The 13467-nt window shown below is 41.3% G+C and carries 14 protein-coding genes; 2 read left to right on the forward strand and 12 right to left on the reverse strand.

What is annotated here, in order from left to right; all coding sequences use genetic code 11:
- The first annotated feature begins 249 nt into the window (after positions 1–249).
- Positions 250–1035: a Rossmann-like and DUF2520 domain-containing protein gene (locus tag N7E81_RS02875; RefSeq protein WP_263051778.1), complete on the forward strand. Its 786-nt coding sequence runs from the start codon at positions 250–252 to the stop codon at positions 1033–1035.
- On the opposite strand, the gene N7E81_RS02880 is transcribed toward N7E81_RS02875, so the two are convergent.
- From N7E81_RS02880 to N7E81_RS02895, 4 genes are all read right to left on the reverse strand, one after another.
- Positions 1019–1846: a transporter gene (locus tag N7E81_RS02880; RefSeq protein WP_263051779.1), complete on the reverse strand. Its 828-nt coding sequence runs from the start codon at positions 1844–1846 to the stop codon at positions 1019–1021. The two genes, N7E81_RS02875 and N7E81_RS02880, sit on opposite strands and share 17 nt — an antisense overlap.
- An 11-nt stretch (positions 1847–1857) precedes the next feature.
- Positions 1858–2334 (reverse strand): lipocalin-like domain-containing protein, encoded by a 477-nt coding sequence (locus tag N7E81_RS02885; RefSeq protein WP_263051780.1) that lies wholly within the window; start codon positions 2332–2334, stop codon positions 1858–1860.
- 87 nt (positions 2335–2421) lie between these two features.
- Positions 2422–2868, reverse strand: coding sequence for a GNAT family N-acetyltransferase (locus tag N7E81_RS02890; protein ID WP_263051781.1), 447 nt, complete (start codon positions 2866–2868; stop codon positions 2422–2424).
- 9 nt (positions 2869–2877) lie between these two features.
- Positions 2878–4191 carry a Na+/H+ antiporter NhaC family protein gene (locus N7E81_RS02895; protein WP_263051782.1) on the reverse strand — a complete coding sequence of 438 codons (1314 nt, stop codon included), beginning with the start codon at positions 4189–4191 and terminating at the stop codon, positions 2878–2880.
- Positions 4192–4339: 148 nt separating this feature from the next.
- Here N7E81_RS02895 and N7E81_RS02900 point away from each other — a divergent pair, with 148 nt between their 5' ends.
- Positions 4340–6631 carry an ATP-dependent helicase gene (locus tag N7E81_RS02900; protein ID WP_263051783.1) on the forward strand — a complete coding sequence of 764 codons (2292 nt, stop codon included), beginning with the start codon at positions 4340–4342 and terminating at the stop codon, positions 6629–6631.
- Here N7E81_RS02900 and N7E81_RS02905 read toward each other — a convergent pair.
- From N7E81_RS02905 to N7E81_RS02940, 8 genes are all read right to left on the reverse strand, one after another.
- On the reverse strand, positions 6628–7197 hold the full coding sequence (locus N7E81_RS02905) for a hypothetical protein (protein WP_263051784.1): 570 nt from the start codon (positions 7195–7197) through the stop codon (positions 6628–6630). The genes N7E81_RS02900 and N7E81_RS02905 overlap by 4 nt on opposite strands.
- Positions 7198–7611: 414 nt before the next feature.
- The gene (locus N7E81_RS02910) at positions 7612–7932 is read right to left on the reverse strand and encodes a type II toxin-antitoxin system RelE/ParE family toxin (RefSeq protein WP_263051785.1); all 321 of its coding nucleotides are present in this window, start codon (positions 7930–7932) and stop codon (positions 7612–7614) included.
- Positions 7926–8198 carry a hypothetical protein gene (locus tag N7E81_RS02915; protein WP_263051786.1) on the reverse strand — a complete coding sequence of 91 codons (273 nt, stop codon included), beginning with the start codon at positions 8196–8198 and terminating at the stop codon, positions 7926–7928. The genes N7E81_RS02910 and N7E81_RS02915 overlap by 7 nt, the downstream gene beginning before the upstream one ends.
- 475 nt (positions 8199–8673) lie before the next feature.
- On the reverse strand, positions 8674–9324 hold the full coding sequence (locus N7E81_RS02920; protein ID WP_263051787.1) for a hypothetical protein: 651 nt from the start codon (positions 9322–9324) through the stop codon (positions 8674–8676).
- Between the two features lie 14 nt (positions 9325–9338).
- Positions 9339–10304, reverse strand: coding sequence for an RHS repeat-associated core domain-containing protein (locus N7E81_RS02925; protein WP_263051788.1), 966 nt, complete (start codon positions 10302–10304; stop codon positions 9339–9341).
- 2 nt (positions 10305–10306) lie between these two features.
- A complete protein-coding gene (locus tag N7E81_RS02930; RefSeq protein ID WP_263051789.1) occupies positions 10307–10483 on the reverse strand; it encodes a hypothetical protein in 177 nt (58 codons plus the stop codon).
- 388 nt (positions 10484–10871) lie between these two features.
- Positions 10872–11252 (reverse strand): hypothetical protein, encoded by a 381-nt coding sequence (locus N7E81_RS02935; RefSeq protein ID WP_263051790.1) that lies wholly within the window; start codon positions 11250–11252, stop codon positions 10872–10874.
- Positions 11253–11435: 183 nt separating this feature from the next.
- Positions 11436–13457, reverse strand: a complete 2022-nt coding sequence (locus N7E81_RS02940; RefSeq protein WP_263051791.1) for an OmpA family protein — start codon at positions 13455–13457, stop codon at positions 11436–11438.
- Positions 13458–13467: the final 10 nt, after the last annotated feature.

A 13467-nucleotide genomic window follows, 5' to 3' on the forward strand; every position in this document is an offset into this window, starting at 1 on the left:
TCTTTGTTTATCAAACAAATATACTTAAAGTATATACTAATTCAAATCTCCATGGACTGAAAGCACCTCATCTACCCTACCAGCAAAAGGCTGGGTTTCAATTTTCCTATGCAAGAAATAAACATACTGCACTTATAAATTTAGAATCAAAGCGTAAGAGGCGTACAAAAAACTTGGGATATGATCCCAATCAAAAGAATGCGTCAATTTCTATAAATTCGCTTGACAAAGCCTTCTTCCCATATTAGCATGAACTCCATTTCAAATATCAAAGTTACTCTTATCGGTTCTGGCAAAGTCGCCACTAGCTTAGCCCATACCTTGGTATCGCATGGCGTCATCATCCAGGAGGTCTACAGTCGGCAGCTCTCGCATGCCAAAAAACTAGCTCAAGCAGTAGCCGCCAAGCAAGCCACACAGTCGTTGGATTTTACCAAAAGCAGCTCACAAGTATTCATCATTTCCGTAAAGGACGATGCCATCCAGCAAGTAGCAGAGGAAATAAAACTACCAGAAAAAGCCATCTTGTTGCACACCTCGGGTACTGTGAGCATCAATACCTTGGCAACTACTGCACGACCGCATGGCATACTCTATCCACTCATGACATTCGGAGCTGACCAACTGATAGATTTTGACCAGGTGCCCATACTTACCGAATCAAATAGTATAGAAGCGCAAGACATTCTTGATACATTGGCTAGATCAATCAGTACGCAAGTGCAAGCGGCCAGTGAATCCGAACGACAGCTCCTGCATGTGGCAGCCGTATTTGCGAGCAACTTCACCAATCGAATGATCGCCGCCTCAGAAGAAATATTAACAGGCACCCAACTGCCTACAAGCATGCTAAAGCCCCTACTGACTCAAACCATACAAAATGCATGGGATACTCACCCAGATGAAGCACTCACTGGGCCAGCCAAAAGAGGAGATGTAGAAACGATAAAGAAGCATCTGAATTTACTCAAAGAGAAGCCTAAGCTAGCCAAAATCTACGAAGTGATCACCGAATCGATTACCTCAAAATTCTGATCCCGAAGTTGAAAGCTTGCCCCGCGCCATCGCGCTTCGACCATAGAAAATTGGCGTAAGACAATTCCAACTCTAAATTATTTCGAATCAGGTATTTAGTACCGAAGCCAAGCTGCGTATACCAACGTGTACGACCAAATTCTATATTGTCGGTCAGTTTGCCATAGGCTGAAGCGTACTGAGCATTGGCATACAGCGTAAGTTTAGGAGTAGGAAAACAACTAACAATAGCACTCAGTGGCACTCTAAAGAAATTGTTTTGCTGCTCGTCTGCCTTGAACCTAAAAAGCAGATCTGCTTCCAAAAACAAGCTCCATTGTTCGTTGATTTTATGATCGTAGAAAAACTGCGTCCACCAAGTATAACGGTTGTGATTGATGAATACAGGTTTCTCTAGTTCATCCCCATTCAGTGGAATCAAAAAAGTACTCTGCACACTAAAGTTTCCGTGATTAGCAAGAGGGACAAACTTGACAGTAGGCCCGATAGAAGTAAAAAGCAAACCACTAGATTCTCCTCCATACCAAGCAGTAGTGAGATTCATTTCCATTCCCACATTAAACCTTGAAGCCTCCGACAAACCATAGAGATACCTAAATTGATTGTTGAGAAAAGACTGGCGCTGTCCCAGTTCCACCGCATTGCCAAACTCATCCCTTACCTGAGTTTGTGTATAAAAATTATTAAACAGCTTCAACTCCATTTGTCCCTTGCTCAGCAGGACAGACGGCGTGTATTGTTGTAGGCTATTTTGAGCCATGAGCTGCCCCAAAGCCAATAAGTTTAGGCAGAGTAAAAGTATTTTTTTCATGTAATGGCTTTTTATTCGTGGGCGAATTTGCCCATCACTTTCCAACTGTAGTAATGTGAGCTTACTACAATCTCTTTATCGGTCAGACTTTCTATAAAGAATTGGGATTCTCGATCTGTTCCTTCATCAAAGGTCAATGTTCTGGTACTGGTCTCTAGCAGCCAAGTGCCAGATTTAGTCTTTTGATCATCCTCTGCTCCACAGAGGGTATTGCCACCGTCGTAGGCATAAGTTTGATCATCTTTCAAAACAATCTGATCATCTAGCCGACATTTCTGCACACCATTTACTCCATCTATGGTAAAAGCCACCGTAATCCAAGTGCGACTGGCTCCACCAAGCAGATAGGTATAAGCATCGATAGCACTCGCTGGAAAGCTATCGTCGAAGGTAAATGCCTCGGTACCAATCTCTCCATCCTCGGTCACTACACTACACCCCCAAAAGACAAGTAGGCATATCCAAATATATTTTCGGTAGTTTTTCATAGTCTTGTTAGTTTGAGTCTTAAACACTGCCACAGTTAAAACCGCAACTGATGCCTAAACATAAATTTACAAAGAATTGTTCCAAAGTCACTTGATCCACTCACACATACCATAGTGCTGACTATCCATACCTAGTTTTTCATACACCTGAAGAGCATTCGTATTGGTTTTGTCCACGTATAGCCGTATACCCACATAGTTATCAGAGCTATTTACCAATGTCTGAATATGCTCATAGAGCGCACGATAAACGCCCCTTCCTCTAAATTCTTTTGCCACAAAAACCGACTGAATCCAGAGTATCATACCATTGCGCCAATCACTCCACTCAAAGGTGATAAGCAAACTACCCGCGATCTGCCCGTCTAGCTCTGCTACAAAATACCAGCCCTTCGACTCGTCGTCAAACACGGCCCTCACTCCAGGAGTTATGATGCTTCTATCCAAGGTCACGTCTTCAGTCTCCCGAGCCATGTCTATTTGAAAATCAATGATTTGTTGAGCCTCTTCTGCTCTTGCACGTCTTATATTCATCGTATTATTTTATTCAGCCATCGCCGATATCTTCTTATCCCAAGGTTTGATCACAATGGCCAATACAGCAAAAACCAACAAAAGATACAAATACCATACATGGCCAGCCAAGTCGAAAAAATTTAATCGCCCATCCGTAAATCGAAGTAAAATCAAAACCTGAGCACCATAAGGGAGCAAACCTTGCACAATACAAGAAAACGTATCGATCAGTGCGGCAGTTTTTCGTTTGTCTACACCATAGCTTTCGCTAATTTCTTTGGAAATATCTCCTGTGATGAGTAGTGTCACCGTATTGTTAGCTATAGCCAAATTGGTGATTCCTATCAGTGCCCCCAGTCCAAATTGAGCTGATTTTTTACCCTTAACCCATTCTTTCACTTTCCGCAAGGTATAATTGATACCGCCATCACGAGCCGTCATAGCTGCCAGCCCTCCACTGAATATGGCAAGAAGAAAGACTTCTGTCATACCTTCAAATCCTTTGTAAGTAGTCTTGGCAAATCCTAAGAGACTAAAACTATCGAAAGACATCCCCATCAGCCCGCTCACAATAATACCAATAATCAGAACATGAAAAACAGGTACACCCATCACCGCCAGCACGATCACCAAGAGGTAAGGGATAATCTTCACCAATTCATAATCGGCCGTTTCGGTCAATGTTTGTACTGCAGTAAGGTCTTTGGTCAATCCAAAAATCAGTAAAATTGAAACCGTGACAATAGCAGCTGGCAATGCGATATAAATATTGGCTCGAAATTTATCTTTCATTTTCACACCCAGCGACTGCGTAGCCGCGATGGTCGTATCAGAGATGATCGACAAGTTGTCACCAAACATGGCTCCTCCTAGCAAGGTAGCCGACATCAGCGCCAGAGAAGTGCCCGACCGATCAGCCAGTCCCACCACGATAGGACCAAGTGCCACGATAGACCCTACCGATGTACCAGTAGCTACTGACAAAAAACTAGCTACCAAAAACACGCCTACTGGTAAGTATTGTACAGAGATAAAGTCCAACCCAAAATTGACCACCGAGTCCACTGCACCCATTTGCTTCGACACCGTAGCAAATGCACCAGCTAGTAAATAGATGATGCCCATGGTCATCACCTTGGAATCTCCACAACCTTCTACCAGCTGCTTGGTTTTTTCCTCCAAGCTATCACTAAATAGAATAAACGCTACCATGATTCCTAAAATCACCGCGATAGGCGCGGGCAGTGCATAGAAGTCGTCCAATAAGATACCAATTCCTAGAAATGAAAATATAAATACCATCAGTGGTATCAGCGACTTAAAACTTCCTTGTTTATCCATGGGTTATTACTTTTTTGATAGGCTACATACAGCAGATCGCTAAGCTATTGAGAATAGTGAGAAAAATGAAATTAGAAGATTACACAATACTCCTCCATTTCTAGTAGCCAAAGGCTCAAAATAAAGACTGACTTTGTAAATTGCAGCCATGTTGGAACATGCGGATTTAGACTATTTGAACGGACTGAACCCTCCACAGCGAGAGGCAGTAGAAAATGTACAAGGCCCATCTATGATCATAGCTGGTGCTGGATCAGGCAAGACCCGGGTACTTACTTTCCGTATCGCTCACCTGCTCAAAAAACACAAGGTAGATCCGTTCAACATCCTGTCGCTGACCTTTACCAACAAGGCTGCAAAGGAAATGCGTGAACGAATCGAAGGAGTGGTGGGCAATGACGCACGAAACCTATGGATGGGTACTTTTCACTCCGTTTTTTCTAGAATATTGAGAGCCGAAGCTCATAAAATCGGCTACCCTAGCCACTTCACCATCTACGACGCAGACGATTCCAAATCACTCATCAAACAGATTGTAAAAGCCTTTGGTTTGGACGATAAAGTCTACAAACCCAATGTCGTATTCAGTAGAATCTCTAGCGCCAAAAACCGCTTGGTCTCTTGGCAAGAGTATAACAACAACCCCGTATATCTGGCCGACGACACTGAAAATGGGAAACCAGAAATGGGAAAAATCTATCGCGAGTATGCCCAGCGCTGCTTCAAGGCCGACGCCATGGATTTTGACGATTTACTCTTCAACACCAACGTGCTCTTTCGTGACCACATCGACGTGCTCAACAAATACCAGCAGCGTTTTCACTATGTGATGGTAGATGAGTTTCAGGATACCAACATCTCACAGTATGTAATCACCAAAAAACTGGCCGCCGTTCGGCGAAACATCTGTATCGTGGGCGACGATGCACAGAGTATCTATGCTTTTCGTGGAGCAGATATTCAAAACATCCTGAATTTTGAAAAGGACTATCCAGAGCTGAAAGTAATCAAGCTGGAGCAAAACTACCGATCCTCCAAAACGATCGTGAATGCAGCCAATTCGGTCATTACCAAAAACAAAAACCAGCTACGCAAAAGTGTCTGGACCGACAACACCGAAGGCGATCTGATCGAACTAATCAAAGCCACGACCGACAACGAGGAAGGCAAACTAGTAGCCTCTGCCATCTTTGAGTCTAAAGTGAATAACCAATATAAAAATTCAGATTTTGCCATTCTCTACCGTACCAATAGCCAATCTCGTGCGATGGAAGAAGCCCTACGAAGAAACAACATCAAATACCAAATCGTAGGTGGGCTATCCTTCTATCAAAGGAAAGAAATCAAAGACTTGCTTGGATACATCCGATATTCGGTCAATCAAAACGACGAGCAGGCACTTCGCCGCATCATCAATCTACCCAAGCGAGGCATAGGTGCAGGATCTGTGGAAAAACTATTCGTAGCAGCCGCCGAAACCAACACAGACCTCTGGACTACCCTTGAAAAGGCAAATACGTTTATTCCTGGCCGGACGGCAACTGCCATAGACGGATTCGTGACCACGATCAAAAGCTTCAAACTCGCCGTAGAAAAAAAAGACGCTTTTGAAGCAGCATCGCTCATTGCCAAAAACTCTGGTCTGATGAAAGAGCTCTACGATGACAAAACCATCGAAGGTCGCAACCGCTACGAAAACGTACAAGAGCTACTCAACGGTATCAAAGAGTTTGTAGAAAACCCAGAAAACGAAGATAAATCGATGGCTGCTTTCTTGCAAGAAGTAGCACTACTCACCGATGCGGACAATAAAGACAAAGAAGGCGACAAGGACTTTGTGACCATGATGACCATTCATATGGCCAAAGGATTGGAGTTTAAAAATGTATTTATCGTGGGCATGGAAGAGGACCTATTTCCCTCGCAAATGATGATCAGCTCTCGACAAGACCTAGAAGAAGAGCGCAGGTTATTCTATGTAGCGATCACCAGAGCAGAATCCAAACTGTATCTGAGCTATGCACTCACTCGCTATCGATTTGGGAGACTCAAAACTTGCGAACCCAGTCGATTTCTCGAAGAGATCGACAAGGATTTTCTGAAGTTCAACCAGAAGATGAGCAGTCCCTCTTCTTCGCCCTCAGCTACTTACTCATCTGGGGCTGGCGATCAGTATGCTAAAACCTTCATCAGCAACGTGCAGCGCAGTGCGCCTAAACCTCCTCCGAACCAACTACTACACAAGCCGTCGGCAGATTTTCGCCCGAGCGATACTTCCAAACTGGCTGTGGGCAACAAAGTCGAACACCCTAAATTTGGATTTGGGCAGGTGACCGAAATAGACATACAAGGCAGTAATAAAAAAGCTCAAATTTCTTTCGAAAAAGCAGGGGAAAAGACACTGCTACTGAGCTTTGCAAAGCTGCGAATTCTCGATTAGTTGAGCATACCGTTGTCCACGCCTGCAAAGAAATAAATCCACAATAAAAGCTGTGCGATCTGGAAGGCATTGTGGTATTTCTGATTCTGAATATTGAGTGAAATAAAAACCACATACCACGTAAAATACAACATGAGCGGAATTTGCTCTGTGAATGTATAGCCTGATATTGTGATGTTTTGCACAATGCTGATCAAAATAGTAGACGCAAAAATGGCATAGAGCCATCGCCAGTTTTCAGAGAAATAAGCATACATATCGGTCTCCTGACTCCTCGACCCTGTAGGAAACATGAATCTGGCTAGCATAAACAAGGCGATTGGAAAACTAACCAAAGCCAGTACAATAAACTGTGACCATTGCTCTATCTCACGCGAATACTGGAAGGTATACCACCAATCTTGAAAGAACACAAAAAACAATACCACCACAAAAATGCTATGTGCCACACTAAATTTGGTCTTCTTAAACTGTGCCAACATATCGGCAATTCCGTTGAGCAATTGGGCAATACCTAATCCTAGAATAATCGAAATCAAAACAATCACATATTCGAATGGCTCCATGGTACTTTTTTTTTGTCTAAAATAAACAATGTCTCCAACAGAGCGAGTGGGTATAAAGTTCCTAGTCCTTGTATCTCACTCCTCTGGCGCGCTTTTGTAAAGCATGACCAATCTAAGTGAGCATTTGTAATGCGATCAAACCCGACAACCCTGTATAATCTTTGGCGCTGCTATATATAATGCTCTGACTCATATACATACCCTTCTTCCACTGCGTTTTGATGTAGGTAACTCAGATCAGACGGACATGAACACAAGACAGAAGCTGCCTAAGCGTATTACAAATACTTGTGAAGATCAGCACGCTTTGCAAAAGCGCGCTAGTGGGAATTAGACTTTTCAATGAGGCGTCTGCTCATGGTATTTCAGCCCATAGCACACTGTCTCCCATGTCCTCAAAATTTTATGCTACTGCTATTTGTTTGCGCTAATACGATCTGGGTTTCTGCTCGTATGAAATATGTCCAATACCATAATAGCCTCTGATGTAACTTCATAAATGATCTTATAACTCCAGATTACTTTGAAGCGAAAGTTTCCAGGCTCCTCTTTCAGATATGGGTCTTCTACAAACTTCTCAGGAAAAACATTCAGACTCTTGGCCGATGCTGCTATTTCATTTCTGACTTTTTTCGCTCTTTCAATTGATTCTCTTTCCTTGATGTAGTGGTAGATGTTTTTGAGGGCATATTTGGCGTCATCATTCCAAACAACCTTAAACTTCTTTTTTACCATTGCTCCATTTCCCTTTCAAGGTCTTCTTGAGTCGTAAAATGACCAACTGCAATATTGGATTTAGCTTCCCTGATTCGCTCTTTGTATTCTTCTATACTCATCGGATCTCCTGGCGAAGTATAATCTTCTTCAAAATAAGCTTTTGCAATGGCTTGCATCATATGCAAAAGTCTTTTGTCGCCGCGGTCTACATATTGGTGTAATTCTTCCTTTAATTGTGCTGTTCCCATGATTAAAGCGTGTTTTTCCAAAGTTAACGATTTCATAGTAATTACTATTTTGTTTAATTGTCTGATTTATTGATATCAGCTCATCTGGCGCGCTTTTGCAAAGCGTGACTAATCTAAGTGAGCATTTGTAATGCGATCAAATCCGTTCAATTGCAATTGTACCTTTATGGCATTTAGAATGCCCATAAGCTATGGGTAAATCAACATTAAATAAGACACTACCCCAAATCATTTGCGACTTAGAAGGATCAAGCCCTTGGACTTCTTCAACGCAATACAATTGCTGCTTTGTGCCTTACTCATAAGGTTTGTAGAACGTATAGGGATAAATTCTGGTCTAACCAATCTCTCATTTGTAGAACATATGGCACAAGCTACAAGTGGACATGAACACAAGATAGAAGCTGCCTAAGCGTATTACAAATACTTGTGGAGATCAGCACGCTTTACAAAAGCGCGCCAGTGGGACGTATAGCACAAGCTACAAGCTTGCGCCAGCGGGGTATGCCAGCTAAACCAGAGAAAAAATCTCTTTTTTTAAATTCTCATCATTAGAATCATCATATAAATACAAATTGTCGATTACAGAGTCCTGAACAAAATCTTCAAACGTTTCAATACCACTAAATACACTTGGCACAAAGAAATTCGGAAAAGAAACTTTAGCGATCACATAAGGAAGGAAAATAATAAAAGCAAAAAAACCCAACTTCAAAATCGATGATATAGCAGCAAAAACTCCCATATTAAAAACTATATAAAGGATAACTGCTAACAAGGGGATGGCAAACAGTAGCAACATGATAATAAAATTCAACTTTGGTAACACCAACCCAGGCAACATCAAGTCCGTTTCCTTTTCCAAAATCTTAAGTCTTTCATTGGCACACTCATAAGGCAATAATTTCTCAATAGCTTCATTCTTGCCAATTGAATTTTTCTCTGGAAAAAAATTCATTAAAAAAGATCTTTCAAGCCTTTCATAATAAACATTGAATAAAAAAGATCGAAGCAATTCATTGTCCTTCTTCAAAAGAATTAATGCCTGACTTGCAATATCTTCTCTATTCTTCGCCTGTTTCAGACTAAACGCATCTGTTGTAACATTCAAGTACTTACTTAAAGTATTTACCCTGTCACGCAAAAAATTCCCATCCTTCATCTCCCGATTAATTATTAGTCAAAATTATCTATGACTTTATTCGTATCGCCATAACCTTCATAAATTTTCTGAGCTGTATTAAATAAATCAATATTTCCTGTTTTATTAAACTGCCTTAGATTGTGATACATTCTTTGAAAAAACTTTGGCGAATTTTGATTCATCAAAAGTGGCTTGCTAAACGCGGCCACAGAGCCAGCTGCCACCCTCAACCCTTGACTAGCTACTATATTCGAAAAATTATAGGCTGCTCCCGCCTTCCAATATGCAGAATTCACAGCCGATGCAGTCCTTAAATAAGCTATATTAACTGAGCTTGCACTTAAATTAGCATAATAAGGAAGTCCAGTTGCTAATTCTCCAGCACCTACAGCTAAAACTGGAGTTGTCATAGCCAATCCAGTTACTCCAAGCATTGCAGTTCTGGCTTGCATACCAAATGATTTAATTTCACCAGCAGCATTAAAAGACTCAGGTCTATCTAAAAGACCAGCCGAGTTCAATTCATCAAACCTAGCTAAATCTGCTCCACTAATAATGCTTTGAGCTTTGATTGCGTATGCATCATTCAAACCACCCCTGAAGGTTAAATTATTCCAAGTCCTCTGAAACCAATTTTTTGGATTGTCATACCTACCATCTGGATCAACTAACCTTATCCAATTGTTTCCCATACTCTTATAGGGGCTTGCATATTGACGAGCTGGATCAGTGACCATCCAACGATTGATACGACTATCGTATGCTCTGGCCTCGAAGTGATTAAAGCCCGTTTCTTGATCTTCTTCGGAGTATTCTCCTTGATAACCAAAACGATAGGGCTCTTTCTCCCAATGGCTCGCGACACTCCCGCCAGGATAGTAGTCGGTCATCTCTGAAATATCGAAGCCTAGTATGCTTACGGTGATATCGTCGAAGTTGACCTGTGCCTCCTGCGTCTCATTGGCCACATAGATGTAAATATAACCATCCTCGGGCATTTCTATCTCTTGCTGATCGTCTCTGCAGTGCTGGCGTGGCCTGCTGCTGCATCACTTACCATCGCATGGGCATCGGCTGGCGTGATGTCGTTGAAGTCCTTGTCGAAGACCAAACACTGGATGTAGGCCTTGGGTACGCCCGCAGGTGGTGCCGCCAAAAAGCCTGCAGCAGAGGCCACCGCGCTATTGAGCCCGTCGAAGACTTGCTGGCCTCCTCTGGCGCGCTTTTGCAAAGCGTGACCAATCTAAGTGAGCATTTGTAATGCGATCAAATCTGGCAACCCCACTAGTCCTATCGGACGCTAAGACCCAAATGAATAGAGCATCCGCTCGATCATAATCCAACTTACAACTGTCAATGTCAGACTATGAAATTGATAACTGGTCTCGTATAGCATATTTTCTAGCCATTGGTTCGATTAAGGTTATGGTTTTATGGCAGGGCTAATATAGTCGATCGGGCGGATGCCCTTTCGCAAAATAGGTCCTAAGATCGCTCCACTTAACCTACGATAAGAGGAAATTCATATATCAGAGACACTGATTTGCATAAACTTAAGGAAAAGGCTAGTTATCCCTAAACTTAATTGCCCAACCTTGGCTAAGATTCTCGGGAAATACTATTCCATCAGCGTCTCTGTATTGTTGTTTAGTCAACTTGATCATATTATCAAGGACTTTTCGAAAATCAGCATTTTGTGCGCCAGTTGAAATTACACCTTCTAAAAGATCTCCAAATTTCTTTTTGCCTTCAGTTGCTATATTTAATTGTTCTCCCAAGTTATTTTTAACGTTACCGAGATAGTCGAATTCCATTTTTGGAGTGGCATAGACATAAATGTATATGCCTTTAACTTGCATTACTTCAGCATCAGATTTTAATAATTGAGATTGCTCACAAGAAATTGTAATTATCACAATTGCCAGAAGATATAGTAATCTTTTCATGGCATTTTCTTTTCAGTTAGAGTTATAAATTAAGGTCCTTCTTTTTTTGAATAAAGCAAATTTTGATTATCTCCGCCAAAACGAGCTCGTACCCTAGCCATGCCATCAAATATGATTGGCTCCAAAAGCCTTTGCTCTTGAAATAGAGAATACTAGATTCGTCATAACACCGTAAGCGTAAAGCTAAAATGATTGACTAGTGCCTTCTTTGATTAAGTAAATGACTACTCTTCTATTACGCTCATATTGATATTCCGTACATGGTACACCATTGCCACAGTCATTAACCAACTTGGACTCGCCATGATTGACCAAAGTAATCCTGCGAATATCTATCCCTCTTTCTACTAAATAATCCCTAGCTGTAACAGATCTGTTTTCGGAAAGCACCTGATTATATTGATAACTATCCCTTGAATCTGTATGTGAGTGCAACTCTATACCTATCTCTACATGTTCAATCATAAAATTGACTACTCCTCCAAGTGTCTCCATAGCATCTGTTCTCAACTCATAACTATCTCTATCGAAATAAACACTGTCAGCTCTCAACGTATCGCCAATAGAAAATTCATCCACAAAAAAACTTGTTTCATCATATGACTTTATCCTATTGTCTTCTACAGGCACGGCCACTACGGGCACTGTACTATCATTACTCACGACTACAGTCTCTGTGCTTATTTCACGCAAGTATAGCCGCCGAATCTCTAAAGTGTCTTCATTAGTATTGTCTGCCAATTGTTCTGCCATCAAATTGTAATTGAATTTTCTGGCTGTAACTACCCAGTCTGTATGCCTAGGTGTCAAAATAGAAAAATGCCCATTTTTATCCGATCTGGTATATAAGTACTCTCCTGTTTTTCCTTTGACAAACACATCCGCTCCTTGAATGGGCATATTAGTACTCAAATGACATACTTCACCCATTATCAAACTGTGCTCAATACTAGGGGCTCTAAACTTATATATATTATCTACATGAGACTCTCCTCTGTTAGAAGAAAAGTAACCGTCAGATTCATTCACTATCAATCCAAAATCATCTCTTGAGCTATTAAAAGGTGCACCAAGATTACTAACCTGCTGGCCTATTGCCCCCGCATCAAAATCTATACGATAAATATCTAAACCACCCAATCCTTCTAAACCATCCGACGCAAAATATAGCTGATCTTGATAGATAAAAGGAAATCCATCCCTACCTTCAGAATTCACACTGGCTCCTAAGTTTTGAGGCTTGCTCCAACCCTGTGAGTCTCTATACGAAACATATAAATCCGACGCGCCAAACCCGCCAGGCATATCAGATGAAAATATCAATACCGAACCATCTTCGCTGATAGCTGGCGCACCTATAGAGTAGTTGTCATCGTTGTAGACAAAGGGTGTTTCGTTGACCCATTGCTGGAGGTTCGAATCCCAATTGGCAAAGAAAAGTTTGAGATTAGTAACGCCATTTTTGCCCTTCTTGAGCTTTTTTCTATCTAGGTTATTTCTCGTATATACTACTGATTGTTGATGATTGTAAAAAACCAATGGGCCTTCGTGAAATTTAGTATTCAACCCTCCCTCATAATAACCTATAGCTTCATCCGAATTACTAAAATAGTAGTAATCAAGGAAATTGGACTCGTCCCAGTTGAATTCATGCTTAACCCACATAGATCGTGGTCTTGACGATACAAACATAATTCCATCCTTAAAAAATGCAGGACTAAAATCCGATCCTTTAGAGTTTCCCACTATTGGTTCAATTATTACTTGATCTTTATTGATGAAAAACTGATCTATGTCTTCTAATGCAGCCAACTTCCTGCTGCTTCTAGAGTCAGATTTGGCCTCTACATGATACTGCCCATACCAATACTTGGCTTCTGTATATTTTTGATTACTCAAAAGTGCTTCTGCCAAATAAAAGTAGAAATCTGTATGAGTAGTGTCGCTTTCGATTGCTTTTTTAAACCAAACTTCTGCGCTATCTGGCTGGTTGAGGTTTCGATACGACAAGGCTACTTGACTGATAGCATACTTTTGACTTGCGTCCTTTTTTAACACGAGTTTATAATATGTTACTGCATTAGCGTAACTAAATTCGTTGAATTCTTTGTCTGCCTTGCGCAATACACTAGATGTGATTGTCTGACCACACAGTGGCAAACTGAATTGCACAACTAGTATCAGGGTATATATTTTTCTTTGCATGAAGTCATTT

The sequence above is a fragment of the Reichenbachiella carrageenanivorans genome, assembly GCF_025639805.1.
Lineage (GTDB): Bacteria > Bacteroidota > Bacteroidia > Cytophagales > Cyclobacteriaceae > Reichenbachiella > Reichenbachiella carrageenanivorans.